Here is a 22,605-nt window from a genome sequence, read left to right on the forward strand (position 1 = left end):
GAAGGCACCAGAATCCCCTTATCAAATGGATAGGATATTCAGAGATAAGGTTATGATAATCGAGAGAACATACACAACCAGAATACCAAGAAACACTTTTTCTTTGCCGGGTAAATCGGCCCAGCGTACGCGAGCTTGACCGGCCCCACATTCTGAACAAATTACTTCCGCACAGGTTAAAGGATGTTCGAAAACCGAATCAACAGGCCGGCTTACTGGTCCATTGGGGCGAAAAAGCATCCTGGTTCTTCTCTTTACAGAAGCAAGGAAATTAAGCACAGTCCCAACCGGGCAAACCAAACGGCACCAAACACGGTAGATGAAGGTCCCGGTTATCAAGACCAGACATAGAGTGAGCCAGTGGCCGAGATTCCCTTGACCGCCAAAGCTTACCGCAAAAGGTTCATAGCTGGCGATACTGGGATTGTTGAAGATAAGCGCCGCCATCACCGCGGCCCAGAGGATGCCCCAGCGAATTTTGCGAGCCAGAGCCATCATTGGGGAGGAAGGATTGAACTTCATAAACCCCAGGACTTTGTAGATGCCCTCCTGAAGCCCGCCAAAAGGGCAAAGCCAGGCGCAGTAGAAATTTCTTCCCCAGAGTAAGGTAAGGATAAGAACTCCCAGCGTCAAGAAATACCAGAAGGGACGTTCCAAGGGATCCGGTAAATTGCCGCTGATGAGACTGGTGAGATTTGCCAGGCTCAAGGCAGAGTTGAGGAAAAAGCCCAGAAAGAGAAGGGAGATGGCTAAGACCCAAGGGCGCAATGTATGGCAACGGCATGATACAGCGATGAATACCAGGCCATATAAGATAATCAGCCCAAGCTCCTGCCAACCCAGCGAGAAGCGGGTCCCGGCAGGAACCTGGAGGCCCAGCTCATGTTTGCCTACCTGCCAGGAGCCCTTGCGAACAGCTTGGGCGATTCCTTTAACAGTATAGGTTGCTCCGCTTACTGCGTCAATATCCTGCCCGGGCTCAAAGGGATCATGGGCTTGTTTACCGATAAATTTGTCCAGATAGCCTTCATTCAGCACGCGATTGAAATAAGCGGGGGTTTCGCAATTTTCGGTAATGATCACATTCTTAAGGATGCCATCTATTCCGAGATAGACTAAGACGCCGAGAGGTCCGCCATATCCGGAGGCACCGGCTGCCACAGCATAACCCAGGATAGTGTCATCCTTATCCCATAACTTATAGGCAGGGTATCCGCTGACCCCGGCAATCGGTTCGCACCTGGAGGCGGCAGGTTCCAGATGCTGAATGAAAGCAACTGTCTCTTGCTTGTTTACAAACTGCTGATAGACGATAGCGGCCAAGATAAGAACAACTGGGATGATTATGGTGATATGCCGAATGGAAAAACGCTCATGATTCATTGCTGTGTTCCTTTAAAGTCTAAAGTCCGCTGCCGGTAATAAGAACAGCATAAAACAAATATCTGCTCACCATTAAGCTGCCGCCTAAAGCTGCCGTGCCTATATAGACCATTGCCATTCTTCCTGAACCCGTCTGTTCCTTGGCGGGTTTCAGCGAGGGAATAAACAATAAAACAGCGCCTGTCAGAAACAGGAGAAGGTGAATGCCAAGGAGCAGACCAGTAGTTTGGGTATCAAAACCATTATAATTGAGAAAGGTTACTACCCCTAGAATAACTGCGCTAGACAGCCCGATCAGGCCGTACATTTTTTGGTTTTTTATATCTGTCCCACTCAATTGGATGGTCCAGAAGAGGGCAATTCCCAAGACCATTGTGACCGCTAAAAAGTCAATAAGGGGAACGATGCTTTGCCAACCAGGGCGGCTGGTGCTCATATAGACATTAGCCATAAAGATAACATCAATCAAACCAACAGCACCGGCAGTCCAGCCAAAACGCTTGATGGCGGGATTGACATATTGCACTACGGCATGAATGATGGCAAATCCAATGAATAGAAGGGAAAAGACCAGTACCCGCGACAGCCAGGAATGGCTGAATTGGGATATGGCATTAAAAATAAACGCCGGCCTGCCTAAATAGAAAACAAAAGCCAGCAAGCTGATCGTACCCAATAAAGCAGAAGCAACCGAAGCCCGCTTATATTCATTTCTGCCATTCATTTTCCCGGCGATCATCATGGCAATCATGATGCCAATAGCAGCTTGCAGGCCTAGGGAGAAGATAACCAACTTAACGTCCTGAACCATAGTTTCACCATCCTTCTATTTTGGGTAGCGAAATCCTCTTCCCGCCCGTAAAAAGCGGGAAGAGGAAAATAAAGCGGAAGAAAGGTTTGCTAGGATACAATCATGATGGCAAAGAAGAGATAGCGTCCCACGGCCTGACCAAGCACGACCAGGGCAGTAGCCCCTAGAATAACAGGCGCGTCCTTGCTCTTTTCCCTGGCAGGGAGGAAGAGCAGACCGGCTCCCACAAGAATGGCAGCCCATTTCAGAACCATAGCCGGTGTCATGCTGCTGAGAATCGCATGACTCTGTTGAAGGGCAAGATTATCGCTGGCTCCGAAACCATTGTAATAGGGAATCATGGCGACAGCTTGGATCACGAAGGCTGCGGCTACGGCAATGGCGACAATTTTTCGCATCCTGCCGGTATCCTCCTTGGCGCTTAAGGCGAGGAAAAGCAGTGCTCCCATGGAAATTGCGGCAGCATAGAATTCCACAACAATTGAATTGGACTGCCAGGCGGCAACACTGGAGGATGTATAGACCGAAGCCATAGCCAATACGTCAATCAGGCCGATTACGGCAGCCAGGATAATGAAAATGTTAATTGCCTTTTTAGCGGCAGGTTTAAAGTAAATGAGCAAGACGGCGAGCACTGTCAGGCCGGTAAAGGCGCTGGTAAACCAAATCTCGCGGCTTAGCCAGGAAGTGGCGAACCCCATGAGCGTATTGACAGCGGCAATGGGGTGGCCAAGGTGCAGGAAGGAAGCGAGAAGCCCCACGATGGCTAAACCTGCGGCAGGAGCTACAGCGGTTTTAAAGATACCGTCCTTGTTCAACTGCTTGGCAACCGCTGTAAATAACATCAGGCCGACAGCCGCTTGAACACAGATGGTGAATATAATCAAGGCGAGCTCTTCCACTGTCTACACCTCCACTTCTTTATACTGAGGATCCAGAGAGAATTTCCTGGGGTTAATCAGTAAAGAGGGGTTTGTCACCTGAGCGGAGGGTAAAACAGGCAATTCCTTGACCAGGTGAGCGCCATGTTTGGCGGCCAGTTGGTCAAGATCGCCGAACTCCAGGCAGCGCATAAGGCAGGCGTCGACACACACCGGATTTTCTCCGGCGTCGCGCAGGTCTTTACAGCTGTCGCATTTGCCGATAACGCCGGCTTCTTCAATAAACTGCGGGACACTGTAAGGACAATTCCAGGTGCAGTATTTACAGCCTACGCATTTTTTGCGATCGTGCTGGACGGTCCCGTCATCAGCGAAATGCAAGGCGCCGGTGGGACAGCCCTGAACGCATTTGGCTTCCTGGCAATGGTTACAGGCACCGGAATAATGGTACACTCTGGCAGCGGGATAGGCACCCGTTTCGTAGCTTTTGACTCTGCGGAACAAAATGCCCACATCCAAGCGGTTTCTATCCTTGCAGGCTACCTGACAGGTGCGGCAGCCGATGCATTTATTGACATCAAAGTAAAATCCTAAGGCCATTTTTGTTTTCCTCCTTCGTTTAGAGTTTAACAACTCTCATTGGCCATAAGTGGTCGGGTGTAAGGGGCGCTCCGTCATACTTTTCCATATTGACCAATTGAGTGTTATAGCCGGAAACGCCTTGGCCGCTGGTAATAGGGGCGCAAAGGTAGTTATCAGACCCGGACTTGTCGATACCGGTAGCTTCATCCAGCTCTAACCAGGTACCGTGTGGCAGCTCAATATAACCAGGCATAAGCCGCTGGCTGACGCTGGCTTGACGCAGAACCTTACCATGGGGATTGGTCAGAAGTACAGTATCACCATCTTTGATGCCTTTTTCTTCGGCATCCAGTGCGCTGATGAATACGGGATTGGGCATTGCCTCTCTCAACCAGGGCAAATAGTCAAAACCAGTATGTGCCCGCCTTAAATAGTGAGGATTGGTTACCTGATATGGGTAATCCCCCTTGATCTTTTTGCCCCAGTCTTTGAAGCTTTGCTCATAGCCGTTTAAAGGCTGTATATAACTTGGATAGGGTTTGAGGGTGCTGCGTCCCATGGCGTTAATTCGATCGGCTTTGGTTTGGCAATAGATTTCAAACTTCCCGCTTTTTGAACCGAGGGGGTTGTTCTTCGGATCTTTGACAAAGGCTTCATAGGTAATATTGCCAAAGTTATCTCCCTCATGGCGTTCAATCTGGTACTTCCCTTGTTCCATGAGTTCTTTCAGGCCGATTCTGCCTTGTTGCGGTTTGCCATCTGTTTTTCCATACTTTGATGCCCACCACGCAAGGTCTTCCTCAGTAATCGTTACTAAGGTCTCATAATCGGTACCTTCTTTATTGATAACCGTAGTTCCGGCAATTATATTGAGGTACTGTTGCTCTTCAGTCAAAGGATAGGCTTGGCTCACATCAATGCCTAAGCGTTTGCCGAGCTCGATCCCAATCCATTGATCGCTCTTCGCTTCATAAAGGGGCTCCACGACCTTGGATGGGAAGAATTGTACATCCCGGTTATAAAACCCAAGATAAAAATAAGAGCTTTGTCTTTCCCACTGAGTAACAATAGGCAATACGATATCAGAGTATTGGGCACTGGCGTTTAAGGAATAAGCACAGCTTACCACAAAGTCTACTTTGCGATGGGCTTCTATGCCTTTTTTGATACCTTGGGTAGTCTGTAGGCTGTTTCGCCAAGAATGAATGATCACATGGATATCAATATCCTTAGGGCCAACACTGGCAAGATCCCCCCAGAGGGCTGGCCCGGTGCGGTTATATTTTCCGCTGAGTACGGCATCCCATAGCTCGGGACCTGTAATAATATCGGTACAAGGATTGGGAATCACGGGAGCGCCTGAAGCGCCCATCATAACCAAGTTCGGGCCACAGTTGGTGGATTGATAGTATTGACCAGAGCCACAGGCGTGACCGGGTTTACCGAAATGACCACCCATAGCTGCCACTGTCATTAAGATTTGAGGAAAATCATCGGCATTATTACAGCGGGCCGGCGCACTGGCATGTAAAACGGTAACCTTCTTGTCCTTGCGCATTTCCTTGGCATACCAAACAATATCTTGTACAGGGGTACCGCAGATTTCCGAAGCCCATTCGGGAGTTTTGGGCTGGTTGTCGTATTTGCCCAGTATATAGTCCTTAAAGTTTTCGTTAAGAGCAGCATCAGCCGGCATATGTTCGGCATCAAAACCGACGGTGCAACGATTAAGAAAATCCCAATCAATAATTGGATTGCTGAGGGGGTCGTCTTCAGTGACCATCACATAGGCTATCGAAAGCAGGAAGGCTGTGTCTGTACCGGGGCGAACTTGTATCCATTTGGCATCGACCAAGTTAGCTGTTTCATTATAGCTGGGGCCGACATAAATGAACTTCGCTCCGGCCTCTTTGGCATGCACCAGATTATAACTGGGCAATCCTGCTGAAGCCCAGGCAGGGTTGCAGCCATAAAGGACAATGGTCTCGCTCTTTAACAGATCCAAGCGGTCATTGGCATCGTTCATACCGGCAGGCAGAATGCCCAATATGCCGGATACATGCAGGTATGTGCCTACCGATGAAGTATCCTGCACGGTGGTATAACCGCCAAACCCATTAATGGCATTATAAAAATCACAAAAATTATCTCCCCATGTAGGCATCAGGATGGAGCTGTTCCCGTACTTCTCTTTGGCACTTTTTAACTCGGCAGCTACGTAATCCAGGGCCTCATCCCAGGAAATCCGAACCCATTCATCTTTGCCGCGCAAAGATTTATCTCCGCCGGTAAGAGGTTCCCAATGCTTGCGTTTCATAGGATATTTGATCCGATCGACACCGAATGCCTGTTGCTGCTGGGCACGCCCACGCAGACATCCTCTCAGCTGCGGATTATTGAAGCTGTCCGGGTGGGTATCATCGGTTTTCTGGCGGACAACCACATTATCCACGACAAGGGCGGCATTATAACATTTATAGCCGCAGTTAAACCAACAGGCGGCAGGTATCCATTGTCCTTCTCCGTTAATTGCGGCTGCGTCATAATTCGCTCCCACCGGAGCGAGCGCAGTGCCGCAGCCGGCCAGCGCCAGGCTGGCCGTTCCGGCCGCAGTTGCCGCTAAGAATGTTCTACGGCTTATTTGTTTTTCGCTAATTTTTTGGAAAAGATTTGCCACACCTTTAACCTCCTCTTAATTACGAAATATCCATAGACTTATTCTGTCGGTATTGGCCGCAGCAGTCACGATTTACGGACACTGTTTGTACTAATGATAACATTCGAAGTTGCAGTGCCTCAAATTCAAATATTACCATCAGTCTTGGCAAGTAAATTGTGAAAGGCCAATGACTTTTCCTAAGCCTGATTCCATTATATAATGGACTAAGATGAATCAAATGTTCACATGCACAAAGTCTGAGTGCGGTTACTGTGCACCGTAACTAATGGATAAGCCAGAGATAAATCTTTGGGTTGAAATTTTAGGGTCAGATAAGCTAAACTACGAGTGATTGAAATCCGATGAGGGAACCAAGGGAGAAGAAGGAGGATATGAAGCATTATGGGAAACGTCAGTTCAATGCCGAATTACATGCGGAAGCTTCTTAAAACATCCGGCCAAGGGCTGGATGCTCTTACTTGCGCCATTGCCGAGGTGTTGAATCAACCTATCCTGGTTTCTACTCCGACTTATGAGACCCTATCCACAACACTTCTTCACCCGGATCTGGACTCCTTTCAGATGGTGATAGAAGGGGAGCGGGGGGATAACGAGACCTTATTTTTTTGCACCCTATCCACTGAAGCGTTGCATCTGAAAGGGGCAGGCTGGGCCATCGCCCCCAATGGCCGGATATTGGGGTATCTTTTTGTGCTGTATGATGAAGTCAAGCCGGACTTTGAGGAGTTTCAAGCCATTATAGAAACGGCCCTCTCTCTATACTCCATCCACCTTCAGAATAAGTTGGAGCTGAAGCAGGAAAAACATAAAACAAAAAATGCTTTCTTTTACGATTTACTCTATGGCAACCTTAAATGCAACGAAGATATTATGACGATGGGAGAAGTATGGGGCTGGGACTTCCACCGACCCCATACGGTGTTGCTTTTACGGGTCCCTGATCTGGAGTCTCATTCCCCTGACTGGCACCTTATGGAGGTGCTGCAAAAGACTGTGGATCGAACCTTGATCAATAGATACTATAAAAATCCGGCAACGACAGTGAATCGAAACGAAGTCGTGGTCATTCTGCCGGCGGAGAGTGAAAAGGCGGCTGAGCGGAAACCGGAAATCACTTCCTTAATAGAGGGCCTTTCCAATCAGTTTAAGACCACAGTGTCCGATTACCGGATCATCTGCGGAGTAGGGAAAACCTACGCCCAGCCCAATGACCTCTTTCGCAGTTACCAGGAGGCCAAAGTCGCTTGTGAGATGGGAAGCCTGCTGGAAGTTGAGGTACCATTTTTCAGCGATATGGGTCTGGAAAGAATCCTGTACAAACATGACCTGGAAGATCTGAAAGAATACTATCATCATGTTCTGGGAGATTTGCCTGAAGAGGATGAGGGTGAGGATAATCTGGTTTGGCTATTGGAGAGTCTCGTGGATAACCAATTTGATATGAATAAAACAGCTCAGGCCACTTTTTTACATCGCAACACCCTTCGTTACCGTTTAAATAAAATTGAGGGAATCCTCGGACGTTCCTTAGCAGATATTAATACACGCCTGGATCTGGCTGCGGCTTTTAAAATCCGGCGGCTGCACAAGATTCACCTGCTGTCCTGAAAAGGACCTTAAACATTAATAAAGGCTGGTGTTGGGTATGCCAACGTTTCGCAATACATGTCCGCGGCATTGTTATGGTTCCTGCAGCATGATTTCGCATATGAGCGGGGGGAAGCTGACCCGGGTTGTGGGAGACTCCGAGCATGGCTATACCCGGGGAAGGCTCTGTGCTAAAGGATATTCCTTAATTCAATATGCCTTGGACGAGTATCGCTTGAAGTACCCTTTGCGTCAAGTGCGACGGGGGTCAGGGGAGTGGCGGCGGATTTCCTGGGATCAGGCTTACGAAATTATCGCCTCTAAAATGATCGAACTGAATACCCGCTATGGCTCCAATCTGGGCTTAGGATATTATAAAGGGAATGGCAATGCCGGCTTGCTGCATCAGGCCGTGGAAGGAATGTTCGCAGGCCTGGGTCCTCATACCCGGCCCATCGGGGATATTTGTTCCGCTACCGGGGAAACCGCACTGAGGGAGACCGTAAATGAACTAAGAAATCCTGATCCGGAGAAGATGAGCGACGCCGGCTTGATCGTGATCTGGGGAGCCAATCCGGCCAATACCAATATCAATCAAATGAAGTTTATCTATGAAGCACGCCAAAAGGGAACTCCATTGGTGGTTATCGATCCGCTCCTTACCCATACGGCCAACAGAGCTGATTTATATGTTCAGATCAATCCGGGGACCGATGCCTGGCTGGCATGGGGGATCGCTAAACTATTGATCGAAAGTGACAAGATCGATAAAGAGTTCATTCGGCAAAAAACCAGAGAGTTTCATCGATATAAGCAAGGGCTTGAGGGGATTACTCTGGAGGAAGTTTGTTCCCACACCGGTGTCCATTTAAGGGTCGTTGAAGAATTAGCCGATCTGTATGCCCGCTTTCATCCAGCCGCTAATTGGCTGGGTTTCGGCATGCAGCGTTATCCCACTGGCGGAGAATCGGTAAAGGCCGTGAGTGCTCTGGCCGCTCTGACCGGGAGTTTTGGTTCGGTCGGCGGGGGAGTCTATTTCCGCCACCGGCCTCAGGAGGAATTTCCACTGCATATAGCCAAGCATCAGGGAGTAAAGCAGCCTTTGCTCACCTCCTCCCGGGAGGTGCCGGCCAATGATTTCCCGGGCAGGGCGATGAAGCTTCAGGAGCCGCCTCTTAAAATGCTGTGGGTTTCCTGCGGCAATCCGCTGGCCCAGGATTACAATCTACGGGCTTGGCGTGATTTGTTTCAACAGATGGAGTTCATCGTCACCGTGGATCTCTACCTGAACAGCACCGCCCGGCAGTCCGACCTTGTCCTGCCTGCTGCGTCCTTCTTTGAGGAGGAAGATTTGCATGTGAGCTTTTGGCACCACTGGCTTTCCTATAATCAAAAAGTCCTGCCGGCTTTCTATGAAGCCAAGAGCGATCTACAGATTGCCCGGGAGTTAACCCGCAAGCTCAATGAACTTCAGCCGGGGTTTTCTAATTTTCCCGCGGAAAAGGAACCTTGGGATTGGATAGCAGGGGAGTTGTCTCCGGAGATTAGGGAGCTTTATGGTTTGGAGGAGCCTGCTGATCTTAAGCGGCATTCCTATAGAAGGAAGAAGGAGAGCTTGCTCTCCGGTTGGAACTATTGTTTCTCAAGAGTTCAGCCGCATCTTTTTAAGGATATGAGAGAAACGGAGTCATCCCTGCTGTTTCCTTACCACCTGCTTACTCCTCAATCCCTGCTTAAATTCCATACCCAGTATGAGACCCTTTCCTGGCTTAATGGGGAGAATAGAGAGGAACCCATCATTGAGCTGGCGGAGGAAATCGCCTGCAAGCATACTATCCGGGAAGATTCTTTGGTTGAAATCTATAATGAGCATGGTTCGATAAGCGGCCGGGCTAAAATCAACCCCTATCTCCCGGAGAAAATTATTCTGGTGGAGCAAAGTGACCGTTATCCCATCAATCATCTGATCAGCGGTCAGGGGAAGGCTGGGGAAAGTATCCCTTATTTTGATTGCCGGGTTAACCTCAGGAGGGTGCGCAGCGATGTTTAAGAGAAAGGGCTTTCTGTTCAATGCTAATCTCTGTATAGGGTGCCGGGCTTGTGAGATGGCCTGCCGCAATGAAAATCATACACCGGCCAATATCCACTGGCGGCATGTCAAGGAAATAGATCTGGGGACCTATCTGTCCATGGCCTGCAACCACTGCGACAGCCCGGAATGTTTCCGCGTCTGCCCCCAGCATGCCTTTAATAAGCGAAAAGACGGCATTGTGGAGATCGATTCTTCCCTTTGCAACGGCTGCCGTCTCTGCGTCAAGGCCTGCCCTTATGATGCACCCCAGTACAACATTAATACCAATAAGGTGACCCGCTGCCAGATGTGCTATCCCCGTCAGGATCACGGGCTGCCGCCGGCCTGTGTGGAGGCTTGCACCACAGGGGCCTTGACAACCCTGGACCTCAATGATCCCCAGCTGCCGGAAACGGTGCGGGTGATCCCGGGGTTTACCGATATTCGTCTGACGAAGCCTTCGATTCTCTTTTATCCAACCCGGCCGAAGCGGAGATATTTTCTTAAGCAGAGTGACAATATATGATATAAAAGAAAGGATGAAAACCATGAACCAGGATGTAAAAGACTATGTTGCCCAGAAAGCAAAGGAATTGCTAAGTGTGCGCCCCAGCTGCCCAGAGGCCAAAGCTGCTGCCCAGAATTGGCTGGATGCTATGGGGACGGACAGGGAAGCGGAGCAGACCAAAAAGCTAATCGCGGAACTGGAAATGGACATCATGCCCATCGACGGACTGATTGCCTTTACAAAGTCAGCAACCGGTGTGCGGATATTTGGTGAAGAAAGGGTAAAGAAAATGGAAGCCCATGCCAAGGAACTCAAGGAGGCCGGGGTAAAATATTGCGATTGCCCCGCTTGCGCAGCAGCGGAAGCGATTCTTGAGAAGAAGGATGAGCTTTTGTAATAAAGATTTTTTGTCCACAGTCCGGGAGGAGGGTACAACACCCTCCTCCTTATTACGTGTATAGGGAAACTTCCAGAGAAATTATATCCATAATTTTCTTGAACGGGAACGTATGTTCTGATATCCTATAAATTGGAATTGTCCCTCATTGTCAAGAGCAACCTTCTGTAATAAAATAAAGAGAGGAGAATAGAATTGAACACCGAGATATCCTATCATAACAATGATGTGCTTATGAAAGTTTTAGCCGAACAGTTTAGAAATAAAACTCTGGACGTCTTCGGGATTAAAACGGCTAAAATCAAAGCGTTGCTCCCTTCCGCCCATCCGACGATTGATGCCAAGGAAACTCGCAGTGATATCATCTTTCTGTTGGAGGATGACACCTTACTGCACCTGAATTCCAGACCACAGCCTGTGAACGGGACTTAAAGCGTTTCTTGTACTATGACGCCCGGCTGGCGAGCCGGCAGGAGCGTCAGATCCGCACCTTCGTCGTCTATTCCGGTCATATCGAACAAGCCAAGGAGCGGTTGGACTGCGGTTCCATCCTCTATCAGGTCGAGAATATCTACATGAAGGACTATAATGGAGATCAGGAATACAACAGACTGAAAGCCAAGATCGAAAGCGGTCAGCTCTTAAATGAGACGGATACCCTGAAACTGATCTTTCTGCCACTCATGAAAAGCAGGCAACAAGAAGAAGATCTGGCGATACAAGCGGCCGAACTAGCTAAGGCTACCGATGAAAAGACGAAAGTATTCGCCATTGCTGCGTTGATCGTGATCACCGACAAGATTATGTCCGAAAGTAATAAAAGGAAATTGTTGGAGGTGTTGAAAATGACCCAGATTGAACAGTGGATCCGGGAAGAGGGCAGAGAAGAAGGCAGGCAAGAAGGAGAACTGAAAGGCAGACAAGAAGAGAAAAGGGAGACGGCCCGAACCATGCTGAGTATGGGAATGAGTCCGGAAGTGATAGCCAAGGCGACCAAGCTCTCCCAGGAGGAAATCCTGCGAATAGAGAAGGAAATGAAAAACTAACCTTTCATACTGGCTAAGCGCTGCTTGTAACCCTCTATTTCAAATAGCCAAGTGTTCGGAAATTTGAGATAGAGGGTTACAGAGAATTTGGCAATTGTATAAATATACTCTTTAGTTATAGAACGAGAGCGGCCTTTAATTCCTTACATAGGAATAAAAGAATAGTTTGGAAATCAATAGCGGATTAAGACGTAAAACGACCTCTTACTCAAAACAGTAAGGAGGTCGTTTTTAGGCTTTACCGCAGAGGATCATACTTTGTAAGCGCACAATAAGTTGGTGTATAGAAAATCCTCGAAAATTCCTATTCCGGAACGATGTGCATAGAATGCAAACGAAGATAAGAGGCCATCCTGGGATAAAATCCTGATCTTCACTATCCACTTGGCTTGAAATTCCCTCCCGATACCCCTATAATGGATTCAGGTGGAAATTAAAAGGCCGCCGCGGCCCGCAAGTGTAGCAGCACTTACAGGCACGCGCAAGGTGTCCAAGCACCTACACGTAACAGCAAGCTGTCCACGACGACAGATCCATTATACAATGCTCCTCGCTCCAGTACAACAGTACGCGGGCCTGGGGGTATAATCGGCTGCCGGTCCGGGGGTGTGCTGATTGTGTGCGACTTGAGAGCAGTAAACATGAGACAGTATGAATTCAGGCGCATGTGTAGGGATAAACCCTTGCATGCGTCTTTTAATTTCCCCTGATCACCGCCGGGCGGCCGGAGTCGGACTCTTATAGAGGGTCCGGTCCGGTGCCGGGCGGAAAAGGGGGAAGTATATAATTATGAATCGTAGAGCAGGAACCGGCCAAGCTCAGCAGGAGGAGGGACCGGCGGAGGCCATGCTGACCGCCGCAGTTGAACCGTCACGGCAATCCAGGGTCCAAGAATGGATTTGGACTTTCCCGCAGAGCATAAGCCCGGCCCGGATAAGGAGCCGGGTTTATGAGTCTACGCCCGGTTTTCTCGGTTTTTCCGGGTTTGCTGAAAGGGGGGCGTCGTGTTGAATATTTGCCTGTGTGATGATGGTGCCCTTCAGCGAGCCTACCTAAAGCTGATCATCCAGGAGTATGAAAGCCGGTCCGGAGTCCGGTTTAACCTGTCTGAATTCAGCAGCGGGGAGGACCTTCTGGAGCAATTCCAGGAAAACCCCACCCGGTTTGACCTGTACTTTCTGGATCAGCGGATGAAAAATATCACCGGTCTGGAGACTGCCTCGTCCATCCGGCAGCGCAATAAGGATTGTGCCATCGTTTTTGTCACTGCCTCGGAGGGGCCGGGGGATTTTGAAGCCGTATCCCCGCTCCGGGTTCTGAACAAACCGGCCCAGCCCGCAGCTGTCTATGAGGTTCTGGATCAGGTGTTCGCGGCATTGAGCCCTGGTTATAGCAGGTAGATGAGCATCGCTATAGCTTGAAGGGCTGCATCATATTGAGGTGCTTCTGCCTAAATCCACAAAAGCTTAATTTTTGAGCCACATGGCCTTCCTCCTTGAGATGATGGAGACTCAACCGCGCCAACGCAGCTTGCGGGAAATGTGAAGGAGAGATGTATCCGGAGTATTACAAAGGATTTCACGGTAATGAAGATAAGATTTCAAATATTTGAGGAGAAAAAAAGGACCGAGGCCGCAGCCTCGGTTTTCCTTATAGGCTATAGGGTTTTTTCTCAGCCTATCGATCAGCCGGTCGCCGGATCGTAAAGATCGTTGACTGTCGTGTCAACAATCTTCACATCCTTGATCCCGGTTAAAGCCCCGGTGGCCGTCAGATAGATATCACTTGCGATAAGCGACTCCATAGCGGCCACGATCTCAGTCACCTGCACATCTTCCCGTGGATCGGCAAGAGTAAGGGTGAACGTTCCGCCACCGGCGGTGGAAAAGATCAGCCTTGCGACTTTAGTGGTTGATAAAGCCATTCCCGCACCTCCTTTTATCGGAATTGCTTCCGTTCATTATTCTTCGTGCCTCCTTATTCCTCTGCCAGTTCCCAGGTTTTTCTAAAAAACACATCGAGAACCGGATGCTTTGTCAAACCAAACAACGCATGTGCTGCGTCATATACAGCTTCTTCAGGCGCATCAAAGCGGATTGAGTTAAACGTTTTCTGCCTTGTGATGGGGGCACCAAGAGGGGAAAGCCCCGTTTGGTAGACCACCACCAACGCTGCAGAATAAGGAATTCCTTCTATTGCCATCTTAATCACCACCTTTATTTGATGGATTCCTGATGAATCGACAGACCCGGGCTGTCCTTACATCCTATGAAGTTTCCCCGGCGGTTGTTACAGGTTGTCACACAGAGAATTTTTTTCGGCTGCTGTTACGGGTTGTCACACCTGTCATGTCAGGTCCATATACTGTATTAAAAACCCGGGAAGGGATGGGCATGAGTGAACAAGTAAGGGAACGCACCCCGCAGGTCATCGCGGCGGAGATCAACAGCTATAAAGTGTCCAGTGGGAGAATCCAATTAACCTGTGCCGTGGAGATCGGCCGGAGGCTGATCGAGGCGAAAGCCCTTCTTCCTCACGGGGAGTGGGGAAAATGGCTGGAAGAGTATGTAGAGTATTCTCAGGCTACGGCGGAAAATTATATGAGAGTTGCCCGGGAGTACGGGCAGGCAGGAGGAGACTCCCCGGAGGGGGAAAAAGCAAAATCTGAGACGTTTCCGATTTTATCTTACTCCCAGGCACTGACCCTTTTGGATATACCGGAAGAAGAGCGGGCAGAGTTCATCGCCGAGCTGGATATCGAAAATATGTCCGTACGTCAGCTGCAGAGGGCCATTAAGGAGCGGGAGCAGGCCAGGCAGGAAAAAAAGGAGGCTGAGCAGGAGAGCAGGGAACTCCAGAAAGCTCTGGAGGGTGAAAAGGAGAAAAACAGCCAACTGGAAAAAGAGCGGGATGGGCTGAAGCTCAAGGCAGGGGAGCTGGAAAAGGAAAAGCAGGGATTGAAACAGGAAGTAGCTGAAAGGAAGGCTGAGAACAGCAGGCTCAAAGATAAGCAGCTCTTCAAAAACAATGAAAAGCTGCGGAATCAGCTTACTGCCGCCCAAATCAAGAATGCTACCCATAAAGCCGCCTTTAAAATGGAAGCCCTGGAAAGGGCCTTCAAAGAAGTGGTGTATGAACTGGGCCTGCTGGTTAAGATCGATAAGAATGTGCATGGGGAGTATCAAAAAAATCTGCGAAAGTTCCTCCTGAAATGCCTGGATGAAAAGGTGGGGGATTGAATAGTTTGGAAATCAATAGCTCATTAAGACGTGAAACGACCTCTTTACTCAAAACAGTAAGGAGGTCGTTTTAGGCTTTACCCCAGAGGGTCATACTTTCCGTTATTCTTCAATATGCTGACGGATAAACAGCATCTTTTTTTCCGTGTCGGCCAGTGTAGCTGCGCAATCCAGCAACATGGCGGCGTACTGTTGGGTATCGCTGTCCTTATTTTTATAGCGCAACATGTGTTCCAGGCTGGCCCAATAGTCCATGGCAACTGTGCGCAGCTGGATTTCCACCGGAATCTCTTCGGTGCTGCCGGACAGGAAAATCGGCACTTTGACGACAAGATGCAAACTCCGGTACCCGTTTGCTTTGGCTTGCTCAATATAGTCCTTCCGTTTAACCAAGGTAACATCGGCTTGTTGCAGGAGCATTTTCTCCACCGCATAGACATCATCCAAGAAATTGCAAATCACGCGAATGCCGGCGATGTCAAGAACTCTCTCCCGAGCGGCTTCGACCGTAAGCGGCAAGCCGTACTTTTGCAGTTTTTTGCCAATGCTGAGGGGACTTTTAATCCGGTATTCCAGATGATGAATGGGATTATGCTTGTTGCTGAATTGAAATTCATCATCGAGTAATTCCAGTTTGGCGCTGACGACTTTCATGGCGCCGTTATAGATCTGCATGGTTTGGGCGAGCTTGATCAAGGAGGTTCTGGCATCCTCCCGGGAGCTTTGAAAGAGATGCCCATCCTGTTCTGTGAGATCGGGAAGATTGACTTTGGATTTGCGTTCAATGATCATCGGCTGCTCCTTTGCTTTTATGAGTTTTTTTATGAAGCCTGTTCAAATTGGCTGTTATAAAGCTCGGCGTAGAAGCCGCCTTTGCCGAGGAGTTCCTCGTGATCGCCGCTTTCGATGATGTCGCCGTCTTTCATCACCAAAATCAGATCGGCATCTTTGATGGTGGAGAGGCGATGGGCGATCACAAATGAGGTTCGGTCCTGGGTCAGCTTATTCATGGCATCCTGTACGAGCCTTTCCGTACGGGTGTCTACCGAGCTGGTCGCTTCATCCAGGATCAGAAGGGGTGAATTTTGAATGATCGCGCGGGCAATGGTCACAAGCTGCTTTTGGCCTGCCGACAGGTTGGCTTTATCATTGAGGATGGTGTCATAGCCCTGGGGCAGGGTGCGGATAAAGTGGTGGATGCCCACAGACTTGCAGGCGGCGATCACTTCTTCATCGGTAACGCCCTGCTTGTTGTAGATGATGTTTTCTTTGATAGTTCCCTCAAAGAGCCAGGTGTCCTGCAATACCATACAGAATTGGTCATGGACGTTTTCTCTGCTCACATGGCTGATGGGGATACCGTCTATGCGAATCTCGCCGCTGTCGATTTCGTAAAAGCGCATCAGCAGATTGACCATGGTCGTTTTTCCCGCACCGGTAGGCCCCACAATGGCGACCTTCTGGCCGGCTCTGATCTGAGCGGAAAAATTATTGATAATGGTTTTGTCCTTCTCATAGCCAAAGTGAACATTCTGAAACTCCACGTGGCCTTTGACATTCTCCAGCTTTTTGAGCTGCTGGCTTTCCCCGGCCAACTCTTCTTCGGCGAAGAATTCAAAGACACGCTCACTGGCGGCGGCTGTTCTTTGCAGCTGCTGCATAGATTGAGCCAACTGGGACAAAGGCTGGGTAAAGAGGCGGATATAGATCATAAAGGCAACGATGACGCCGAAGGAGATCGTGCCTTTCATAGCCAAGGCCGCGCCGACCACGCACACCGCCACATAGCCGAAGTTGCCGATGAAGCCCATAATCGGCATCATCATCCCCGACATAAATTGAGATTTCCAACCGCTGTCATACAGGGACGTGTTGATCTCCTCAAAGGTCTTTTTCGCCTTGCTGCCGCCGTTATAGGCCTTGACAACATTGTGGCCCGAATAGATTTCTTCAATATGGCCATTGATATCGCCGAGTCCCTGCTGCTGCACGGTAAAATACTTTTGAGATTTGGACATGATGAGCGCCATCAGAACAAACCCGATCAAAGTGGAGCCGATGGCAACCAAGGCCAGAATCCAACTGTTGTAGAACATCATGATCAGGGAACCGACAAACATGGTAACTGCCCTCACCAAATTATCGAGGCTCTGATTGAGGGTTTGGCCAATGGCGTCAACATCGTTGGTCACGCGGCTGATGACATCGCCGTAACTTGTTTTGTCAAAGTATTTGAGGGGCAGTTTGTTGATCTTCTTGGCGATGTCAGTGCGCATGCTTTTAGATATTTTAGCAGTTACCGTAGCCATGATAAAATTCTCGGCAAAGCTGAAGATACCTGAGGCTGCATAGAAACAGACAAGCAGCATACCAATATTGAAGACCGCGTTAAAATCGATGGCCCCAGACACCGGTACTCCGTTGATCAGGGCCGGCAGCCCCTTGGTGATCTCATTGGTCATGTTCTTCAGTTGGTCCGGACCGATGATTTGCAGGAGTGTCCCCAAAGCCGCGATGACAAGGGCGGTGATAATGACGGGCATGTAGCCTTTACAGTAGCGGATCAGCTTGCCCCATGTTCCTTGGAAATCCTTGGCTTTTTCGCCGCCGCCCATGGGTGGGCCACTTGCCGGCCCACCCATGGGGCCGCCATTTTGTGTTCTGGTTTGATGCTCACTCATGATGCCAATTCCTCCTCGCTCAATTGCGACATGGCAATTTCTCTATAGACAGTGCAGTCCCGGAGTAAGTCTTTGTGGGTTCCTTTGCCGACGATTTTGCCTTCATCAAGCACAATAATCTGGTCGGCGTCCATGATGGTGCCGATGCGCTGGGCTACGATCAGGCTGGTGACACCTGCGGTTTCTTGTTTAAGCACACTGCGCAGAACCCGGTCGGTCTTGTAATCAAGGGCTGAGAAAGAATCGTCAAAAATATAGATTTCCGGCTTGCGGCACACCGCCCGGGCGATGGCCAGCCGCTGCTTTTGACCGCCCGATACATTGGCTCCGCCCTGGGCAATAGCGGCTTGGTATTGACCGTCCATTTTCTCCACAAAGTCTGCGCCCTGGGCAATTTGTACGGCCTTCTTCACTTCATCCAGAGGATAGCCTTCGCCGCCGTTATCGCCGTAAGCCACATTGGATTCTACCGTGCCTTTGAACAGCACAGCCTTTTGGGGTACATAGCCGATTTTATTGAAAAGGGCTTCCAGCTTATATTCTTGCACATTGACGCCGTCAATCAATATTTCCCCCTGGGTTGCATCAAAGAAGCGGAGGGCAAGGTTGACAAGAGTTGATTTGCCGCTTCCGGTCGAGCCGATAAAAGCAACGGTTTCACCGGGGGAGGCCGTAAAACTGATATCTTCAAGGACAGGTTCCGCTGCATCGGGATATTGGAAGCTGACAGACTTAAACACGACTTCACCTCGCAGGCCCGGCTGGCCCTCGGTTTTTGTTCCGTCTAAAATCCGGGGTTCCGTATCCAGCACTTCATTGATGCGTTTGGCCGAAACGCTGGCGCGGGGCAGCATAATGAAGATCATGACCAGCATCATAAAGGACATGATGACCTGCATGGCATAGCTGGAAAAGACGACCATGTTGGAAAACAGGCCTAATTTATCCAGCGCCCCTGCCGCATCAATCAAATAGGCGCCTATCCAGTAAATCGCCAGGGACAGCCCGCTCATCAGCATACTCATCACCGGCATCATGACTGCCATGGCGCGGTTGGTGAACATCTGGGTGCTGGTAAGCTCTTCGTTGGCCGTTTCAAATTTCTCTTCCTGATAATTCTCAGCATTGTAGGCGCGGACAACACGCAGGCCGGTGAGATTTTCTCTTGTTACCCGGGTGATGTTATCGGTAAGGGTCTGCATCTTTTTGAATTTGGGCAGGGCAACGATGAGCAGAAAGGTAACCATTATGATCATAATCAAAACGGCAACCCCTGTGACCATGGTCCATTCGAAGCCTTTGCCCGAGATTTTGGTGATGGCCCATACCGCTGTAATGGGAGCTTTAATCACCAATTGCAGGCCCATGACCACCAGCATTTGAATTTGGGTGATGTCGTTTGTGGAACGAGTAATCAGACTTGAGGTTGAAAAACGGTTGATTTCTTCCATGGAAAAGGATTCAACCTTATTGAATAATAAACTGCGCAGCCGCTGGGAAAAGGAGGCGGCTATTTTGGCCGCAAAAAAACCGACGACAACTGCAGCAGCCAGACTTCCCAAGGCACACAACAGCATATAACCGCCGTTGAGCCAGATGTCACTGATGGCGCTGTTGGGCGTCTGGGTCAGCGTTGTTATTTCCGCCATATAATCGGGGAGTTTAAGATCAAGCCAAACCTGGGCGACGATGAAGATCAGGCTGATGCCTGCCATCAGCCATTCCTCCGCCTTGAGATACTTGAAGATTCTTACCATAGATGTTTGTTCCTCCAGTCGTTTGTATAGGGTTCGGCATCATCTGTATTAGTAACGAACTCTGTTAGTAATGGGACTATAGTAATGCGGACTGTATGGCCCGCATAAATCAATCTGTACTTTGATGAGGGATGCCCGTTTAACCGCTCGGCATGCCGCCTTCTTCTTGGGGAGAATACTTTTGCATAAGCTCGGAAAAGAGGCGGGTCAGCCGAATGAACTCTATCGTATCCGCTTCACCCATGTCGGTAAATATCCGCACCATTCTGTTTTTCATCTCCTTCATCTCGGCTTCGGCGCGGTTGCGCCCCTCCTCGGTGATGGTCACAAGAATATTGCGGCGGTTGCTCTTGTCGATGTCGCGGACAATCTGGCCCTTTTTTTCCAAGGCGCCAAGCAAGGCGGAGATGCGCGCTGTACTGGCCTGCAGCGCCGCGCTTAGTTCAGAAGGGAGAACTTCTCTATTGCATACCGCCAGGTAATGCAAAACAAAAAGTTCTCCTTTATGGGCCCGATTGAGGTTTTCCATCATATCTTTCCGGCTGTTGGCCATGATTTCATTAAAGGCGGCCAAGGCTTTGTCAACATAGCTCAAGCTGTTCTGATTCTCTTCCCATGGCATATCCGTACACTTCCAATCCAAGTCTTATTACAGTACATTAGGAAGGGGGGCTTTTTTAAAATATGTCCAAGAAATATGATAACTAACTGTGTTAATAATATATACTATTTATATTTTCTAGTCAAGAGGAATTGAAAAAATTAAGCTCCATTTTCCATCGATAGGCTGATGTCTATTGCTATTGTATTGGCGGGGAACAGTGAGCGCAAAGAAAGCCAGTTCTTCAAAAGCAATCAAAAGTTGAGGACTGATTCTGGCTCTGCTCCTTGAAGACTCAACCGGCTGATTGGGGATGGACAGCCTCGGTCAGCCTGCCGTCGATTTTAATCCCCAATTCCTGTTCAAAGTTCTTTTGGAAGCGGTTATAGAGACAGAGCGCCTTGCTGCGCATCCCCTGGGCCATGAGCAGGCGGAGCAATTCCAGGCAGATGCTTTCGCTGTACGGATCCATGGCCAAGGCGCGTCTTAAGATTTCTTCGGCCTGGACCGTCTCGCCCTGCCCGGCATAGAGAACACCCAGCTTCAGGCAGGCATCCTCAAAGACTTTCTGAGCTGGTACAAAGCCGTGCGCAGGGAAACCATGGCCGATTTGGGATCCGACTCGGGCCAGAAGATATCCAGCAGGATATCTTTGGATACCGTCCTTCCGCTGTGCAGGAGGAGGTATTCGAGCAGGTTTTTGATTTTTTTGGTCTTCCATTCGGAATTCGGGATTTTGACGCCGTTGACGGCAATTTCCGGTTTGCCGAAAAGGTCCGCTTTGACGAGATAAAGCCCTTCCCCCTGATCGGCTTTGTAGTGGGATATAAAGTCTTCGACAAATACCGCAATCCGGCTTTCGTCGAGGGCTTTTGCTTTTCCGCCAGGTAGTTGACTGTTGCCGGGTCGTAAAACCTGCTCAAAAGTTCTGCAGCGAAGCCGGCATGATAGCTGTGACGGATGCTTAAGAGGGCCATTTCAGTCAGGGTGGGGATATGAATATCCCAGAACATATAATATTTGATTCGCGATGCCAGCTCCATAGCCTGCTTCAGATAACGGCGTCCTTTTCCCCGGTCGCCGCTATGGAAATACAGCCTGGCAAGATGGAAACAGGCGCCGCATAATACCTGATAGGCCTTTTGCGCTTTGGCCGAACGGACAGCCGAGAGCAGGGAACGCTCTGCCAGCTGAAAATCTCCCGCTTCCCTGGTGATCGCACCGAAGGCGGAAAGTGAAGTTTCAGAGACGACCATGCCGGCTTTCATGCATGCCGGCGGAACCATCATTCAGAAAGAGTTGCAGCCGGGGGAAACCATTCAGCTGGATACAGGCTGCCTGGTGGCCATGACCAAAACGGTCAATCACGACATCCGGTTTGCGGGGGATATAAAGAATGCCCTGTTCGGAGGTGAGGGGCTGGCTTTGGGGACGTTGACCGGACCGGGGACCGTATGGCTCCAGTCCCTGCCCTTTTGCTCGCTGGTCATCCTGATTTTTGCGGTTATGAAAAAGAGCCGGTCACCACAAGATATTCTCTTAGGGTGACCGGCTCTGTGTCTTAGAGGTCTTTACGCATTATAAAATCCGTTTGTTCTTCTTCTCCCATGAAAAAGGAATGTGCACCAGCTTCATAAAATCCATTCTTTTTATAGAAAAAGATAGCCTTGTGGTTTTTCTCCCAGACGCCAAGCCATAGATAGAACTTTTTTCTCATCTTCGCTATTTCGACAGCCTTGTTGATCAATACGTACCCAAAACCCTTGCCTTGGAATTCTTTCGCCACATAGATTCTTTCGATTTCTAAAGAATGTGGATCGTTTATATCAGTTTGTGCCGGGGATTCATTCAGTTTTAAATAGCCGGCTAATTCCCTGCCGGCATAAAGAAAATAGAATGACGAATTGCTATCTGATAATTCACCATGGAGTTTGTTAGTATTAAAAGACTGTTCCAGATAGGCTTGCATAGTTGCCGGTGTGTTCATAGGAGCGAAAGTATCATTAAATGTTCGGTAAGAAAAGTCCCGCAGGGCATGAACATCGTCCGGCCTGCATTGTTGGAAAGTCAGTTGCATTTCTAGGTTACCTCCCGATTTTCAGGTTGTGCTTATGACATAGGTGCCCATGTGTGTATAAAAGTAATTTTATCACTATTTTAGCTTGTCAGAAACCAAAAAGGAACAGCCAAAGTGTAGTGCCTCCGGCGTTTAACAATTATGAAAAATATCACCATTCCTGTAAAAGATCTTTTTATAATGAAACTTTCAAAATTTACTTCTTATTCAGGGACATCTTAATAAAAAGGCTGTAAAAAGGGTGAGTTGAGGCTCATCCCTTTTCTTTATTATATTTGGTACGGTTTTTGCATTACTTGTTGTC

Annotated in this window: 21 protein-coding genes and 2 pseudogenes; 9 read left to right on the forward strand and 14 right to left on the reverse strand. The window is 49.1% G+C overall.

What is annotated here, in order from left to right:
• Nucleotides 1-21 precede the first annotated feature (21 nt).
• The 5 genes from DHAF_RS11615 to DHAF_RS11635 all read right to left on the reverse strand — a co-directional run bounded on the left by DHAF_RS11615 (nt 22) and on the right by DHAF_RS11635 (nt 6,334).
• Nucleotides 22-1,383: a 4Fe-4S binding protein gene (locus DHAF_RS11615; RefSeq protein WP_005814565.1), complete on the reverse strand. Its 1,362-nt coding sequence runs from the start codon at nt 1,381-1,383 to the stop codon at nt 22-24.
• Between the two features lie 19 nt (nt 1,384-1,402).
• Nucleotides 1,403-2,194, reverse strand: a complete 792-nt coding sequence (locus DHAF_RS11620; protein WP_005814566.1) for a dimethyl sulfoxide reductase anchor subunit family protein — start codon at nt 2,192-2,194, stop codon at nt 1,403-1,405.
• A gap of 89 nt (nt 2,195-2,283) precedes the next feature.
• Nucleotides 2,284-3,096: a dimethyl sulfoxide reductase anchor subunit family protein gene (locus tag DHAF_RS11625; protein WP_015943984.1), complete on the reverse strand. Its 813-nt coding sequence runs from the start codon at nt 3,094-3,096 to the stop codon at nt 2,284-2,286.
• 3 nt (nt 3,097-3,099) lie between these two features.
• On the reverse strand, nt 3,100-3,675 hold the full coding sequence (locus DHAF_RS11630) for a 4Fe-4S dicluster domain-containing protein (RefSeq protein WP_005814568.1): 576 nt from the start codon (nt 3,673-3,675) through the stop codon (nt 3,100-3,102).
• A gap of 19 nt (nt 3,676-3,694) precedes the next feature.
• The gene (locus DHAF_RS11635; protein WP_005814569.1) at nt 3,695-6,334 is read right to left on the reverse strand and encodes a molybdopterin-dependent oxidoreductase; all 2,640 of its coding nucleotides are present in this window, start codon (nt 6,332-6,334) and stop codon (nt 3,695-3,697) included.
• Nucleotides 6,335-6,718: 384 nt separating this feature from the next.
• On the opposite strand from DHAF_RS11635, the gene DHAF_RS11640 reads away from it, so the two are divergent.
• From DHAF_RS11640 to DHAF_RS11670, 7 genes and pseudogenes are all read left to right on the forward strand, one after another.
• On the forward strand, nt 6,719-7,945 hold the full coding sequence (locus DHAF_RS11640; RefSeq protein WP_011459589.1) for a PucR family transcriptional regulator: 1,227 nt from the start codon (nt 6,719-6,721) through the stop codon (nt 7,943-7,945).
• 37 nt (nt 7,946-7,982) lie between these two features.
• Nucleotides 7,983-9,974: a molybdopterin-dependent oxidoreductase gene (locus DHAF_RS11645; protein WP_015943985.1), complete on the forward strand. Its 1,992-nt coding sequence runs from the start codon at nt 7,983-7,985 to the stop codon at nt 9,972-9,974.
• Complete coding sequence (locus DHAF_RS11650) at nt 9,967-10,521, forward strand: 4Fe-4S dicluster domain-containing protein (protein ID WP_015943986.1); 555 nt, start codon at nt 9,967-9,969, stop codon at nt 10,519-10,521. The genes DHAF_RS11645 and DHAF_RS11650 overlap by 8 nt, the downstream gene beginning before the upstream one ends.
• 22 nt (nt 10,522-10,543) lie before the next feature.
• Nucleotides 10,544-10,900 carry a hypothetical protein gene (locus tag DHAF_RS11655; RefSeq protein ID WP_015943987.1) on the forward strand — a complete coding sequence of 119 codons (357 nt, stop codon included), beginning with the start codon at nt 10,544-10,546 and terminating at the stop codon, nt 10,898-10,900.
• Between the two features lie 195 nt (nt 10,901-11,095).
• A pseudogene (locus DHAF_RS11660) lies at nt 11,096-11,946 on the forward strand (Rpn family recombination-promoting nuclease/putative transposase).
• A 789-nt stretch (nt 11,947-12,735) separates the two neighbouring features.
• Nucleotides 12,736-12,957 carry a hypothetical protein gene (locus DHAF_RS11665; protein WP_005814576.1) on the forward strand — a complete coding sequence of 74 codons (222 nt, stop codon included), beginning with the start codon at nt 12,736-12,738 and terminating at the stop codon, nt 12,955-12,957.
• Nucleotides 12,951-13,346: a response regulator gene (locus DHAF_RS11670; RefSeq protein WP_005814577.1), complete on the forward strand. Its 396-nt coding sequence runs from the start codon at nt 12,951-12,953 to the stop codon at nt 13,344-13,346. Before DHAF_RS11665 ends, DHAF_RS11670 begins: the two co-directional genes overlap by 7 nt.
• Nucleotides 13,347-13,630: 284 nt before the next feature.
• On the opposite strand, the gene DHAF_RS11675 is transcribed toward DHAF_RS11670, so the two are convergent.
• Both DHAF_RS11675 and DHAF_RS11680 read right to left on the reverse strand, forming a co-directional pair.
• Nucleotides 13,631-13,870 (reverse strand): DUF2922 domain-containing protein, encoded by a 240-nt coding sequence (locus tag DHAF_RS11675; protein WP_005814578.1) that lies wholly within the window; start codon nt 13,868-13,870, stop codon nt 13,631-13,633.
• Nucleotides 13,871-13,923: 53 nt separating this feature from the next.
• Nucleotides 13,924-14,148 (reverse strand): DUF1659 domain-containing protein, encoded by a 225-nt coding sequence (locus tag DHAF_RS11680; protein ID WP_005814579.1) that lies wholly within the window; start codon nt 14,146-14,148, stop codon nt 13,924-13,926.
• A gap of 191 nt (nt 14,149-14,339) precedes the next feature.
• Between DHAF_RS11680 and DHAF_RS11685 the strand changes: the two genes are divergently transcribed.
• Entirely contained in the window at nt 14,340-15,185 is an 846-nt protein-coding gene (locus DHAF_RS11685; protein ID WP_041272085.1) for a DUF3102 domain-containing protein, read from the forward strand.
• 102 nt (nt 15,186-15,287) lie between these two features.
• Here the strand turns inward: DHAF_RS11685 and DHAF_RS11690 are convergent, their stop codons facing one another.
• The 6 genes and pseudogenes from DHAF_RS11690 to DHAF_RS26765 form a co-directional block, all read right to left on the reverse strand.
• On the reverse strand, nt 15,288-15,977 hold the full coding sequence (locus tag DHAF_RS11690) for a GTP pyrophosphokinase (protein ID WP_005814581.1): 690 nt from the start codon (nt 15,975-15,977) through the stop codon (nt 15,288-15,290).
• A gap of 29 nt (nt 15,978-16,006) precedes the next feature.
• Nucleotides 16,007-17,866 carry an ABC transporter ATP-binding protein gene (locus tag DHAF_RS11695; protein WP_005814582.1) on the reverse strand — a complete coding sequence of 620 codons (1,860 nt, stop codon included), beginning with the start codon at nt 17,864-17,866 and terminating at the stop codon, nt 16,007-16,009.
• Entirely contained in the window at nt 17,863-19,623 is a 1,761-nt protein-coding gene (locus tag DHAF_RS11700; protein ID WP_005814583.1) for an ABC transporter ATP-binding protein, read from the reverse strand. The genes DHAF_RS11695 and DHAF_RS11700 overlap by 4 nt, the downstream gene beginning before the upstream one ends.
• A gap of 139 nt (nt 19,624-19,762) precedes the next feature.
• Nucleotides 19,763-20,245: a winged helix-turn-helix domain-containing protein gene (locus DHAF_RS11705; RefSeq protein ID WP_005814584.1), complete on the reverse strand. Its 483-nt coding sequence runs from the start codon at nt 20,243-20,245 to the stop codon at nt 19,763-19,765.
• Between the two features lie 274 nt (nt 20,246-20,519).
• Nucleotides 20,520-20,945, reverse strand: a complete 426-nt coding sequence (locus DHAF_RS11710) for an AfsR/SARP family transcriptional regulator (protein WP_011459595.1) — start codon at nt 20,943-20,945, stop codon at nt 20,520-20,522.
• A pseudogene (locus DHAF_RS26765) lies at nt 20,837-21,076 on the reverse strand (hypothetical protein); the annotation flags it as partial. The pseudogene DHAF_RS26765 and the gene DHAF_RS11710, both read right to left, overlap by 109 nt.
• A 402-nt stretch (nt 21,077-21,478) precedes the next feature.
• Here DHAF_RS26765 and DHAF_RS11720 point away from each other — a divergent pair.
• Nucleotides 21,479-21,772 (forward strand): AIM24 family protein, encoded by a 294-nt coding sequence (locus DHAF_RS11720; RefSeq protein WP_080518272.1) that lies wholly within the window; start codon nt 21,479-21,481, stop codon nt 21,770-21,772.
• Between the two features lie 13 nt (nt 21,773-21,785).
• On the opposite strand, the gene DHAF_RS11725 is transcribed toward DHAF_RS11720, so the two are convergent.
• On the reverse strand, nt 21,786-22,301 hold the full coding sequence (locus tag DHAF_RS11725; RefSeq protein WP_005814588.1) for a GNAT family N-acetyltransferase: 516 nt from the start codon (nt 22,299-22,301) through the stop codon (nt 21,786-21,788).
• Nucleotides 22,302-22,605: the final 304 nt, after the last annotated feature.

Origin of the sequence: Desulfitobacterium hafniense DCB-2 (assembly GCF_000021925.1) — a bacterium.
GTDB lineage: Bacteria > Bacillota > Desulfitobacteriia > Desulfitobacteriales > Desulfitobacteriaceae > Desulfitobacterium > Desulfitobacterium hafniense.

Coding starts and splice junctions, on each gene's coding strand:
- DHAF_RS11615 (WP_005814565.1), bottom strand. CDS start 1,383: ATGAATCATGAGCGTTTTTCCATTCGGCATATCACCATAATCATCCCA.
- DHAF_RS11620 (WP_005814566.1), bottom strand. CDS start 2,194: ATGGTTCAGGACGTTAAGTTGGTTATCTTCTCCCTAGGCCTGCAAGCT.
- DHAF_RS11630 (WP_005814568.1), bottom strand. CDS start 3,675: ATGGCCTTAGGATTTTACTTTGATGTCAATAAATGCATCGGCTGCCGC.
- DHAF_RS11640 (WP_011459589.1), top strand. CDS start 6,719: ATGGGAAACGTCAGTTCAATGCCGAATTACATGCGGAAGCTTCTTAAA.
- DHAF_RS11645 (WP_015943985.1), top strand. CDS start 7,983: ATGCCAACGTTTCGCAATACATGTCCGCGGCATTGTTATGGTTCCTGC.
- DHAF_RS11650 (WP_015943986.1), top strand. CDS start 9,967: ATGTTTAAGAGAAAGGGCTTTCTGTTCAATGCTAATCTCTGTATAGGG.
- DHAF_RS11655 (WP_015943987.1), top strand. CDS start 10,544: ATGAACCAGGATGTAAAAGACTATGTTGCCCAGAAAGCAAAGGAATTG.
- DHAF_RS11665 (WP_005814576.1), top strand. CDS start 12,736: ATGAATCGTAGAGCAGGAACCGGCCAAGCTCAGCAGGAGGAGGGACCG.
- DHAF_RS11675 (WP_005814578.1), bottom strand. CDS start 13,870: ATGGCTTTATCAACCACTAAAGTCGCAAGGCTGATCTTTTCCACCGCC.
- DHAF_RS11680 (WP_005814579.1), bottom strand. CDS start 14,148: ATGGCAATAGAAGGAATTCCTTATTCTGCAGCGTTGGTGGTGGTCTAC.
- DHAF_RS11685 (WP_041272085.1), top strand. CDS start 14,340: ATGAGTGAACAAGTAAGGGAACGCACCCCGCAGGTCATCGCGGCGGAG.
- DHAF_RS11690 (WP_005814581.1), bottom strand. CDS start 15,977: ATGATCATTGAACGCAAATCCAAAGTCAATCTTCCCGATCTCACAGAA.
- DHAF_RS11695 (WP_005814582.1), bottom strand. CDS start 17,866: ATGAGTGAGCATCAAACCAGAACACAAAATGGCGGCCCCATGGGTGGG.
- DHAF_RS11700 (WP_005814583.1), bottom strand. CDS start 19,623: ATGGTAAGAATCTTCAAGTATCTCAAGGCGGAGGAATGGCTGATGGCA.
- DHAF_RS11705 (WP_005814584.1), bottom strand. CDS start 20,245: ATGCCATGGGAAGAGAATCAGAACAGCTTGAGCTATGTTGACAAAGCC.
- DHAF_RS11710 (WP_011459595.1), bottom strand. CDS start 20,945: ATGGAAGACCAAAAAAATCAAAAACCTGCTCGAATACCTCCTCCTGCA.
- DHAF_RS11720 (WP_080518272.1), top strand. CDS start 21,479: ATGCCGGCTTTCATGCATGCCGGCGGAACCATCATTCAGAAAGAGTTG.
- DHAF_RS11725 (WP_005814588.1), bottom strand. CDS start 22,301: ATGCAACTGACTTTCCAACAATGCAGGCCGGACGATGTTCATGCCCTG.